General features: G+C 67.1%; 1 protein-coding gene. It reads right to left on the bottom strand.

Annotated features, from left to right (window positions below):
- Positions 1–18: 18 nt before the first annotated feature.
- A complete protein-coding gene (locus G6R24_RS21325) occupies positions 19–351 on the bottom strand; it encodes an MFS transporter (protein ID WP_163550882.1) in 333 nt (110 codons plus the stop codon).
- Positions 352–504 lie beyond the last annotated feature (153 nt).

Raw genomic sequence — 504 nt, 5'->3', positions numbered from 1 at the left:
CAGGAGTCCTATCCCTCGTCAGTGCGCATCGCGGTCGCCGCCGATCCGTGCCCGACCCCTCGAAACCGAGGCGGAAGCCGGCGCGGAAGTCAGCGCCGGAGCCGCGACGGCGACCGGGGACATGCGCAGTTCCGCCTCGATCTCCGAAAGGGAACGACCATGGGCCTCCGGTACACGCAGCCATATAAAGACCACCGACACGATCGCGATCCCGGCGTACAGGAAGAACGTGGCGGAGCGTCCAATGGATGACAGCAGCGTCAGATAGCTGATCCCCACCACGAAGTTCGCCAGCCAGTTCGCGATACCAGCCGACCGTGACGGACAACTGGTCCAGCGAGACCGGTCCACCGCGGACGTCCGGCGGGGCGATCTCGCCGATGTGGAGCGGCACGACCACGGAGGCGGACCCCACGGCGAAGATCGCCGTTCGGGTCACGAACGGGTTCCGTCCTGGTCGACCTCCGTGCGTACGCGGGCGGCGTTGACAGGGGTGATGCACCT

It is taken from the genome of Candidatus Frankia nodulisporulans, from assembly GCF_902806475.1.
Lineage (GTDB): Bacteria > Actinomycetota > Actinomycetes > Frankiales > Frankiaceae > Frankia > Frankia umida.
The sequence above is the reverse complement of the archived record's forward strand: the minus strand, read 5'-3'. Positions and strand labels throughout refer to the sequence as shown.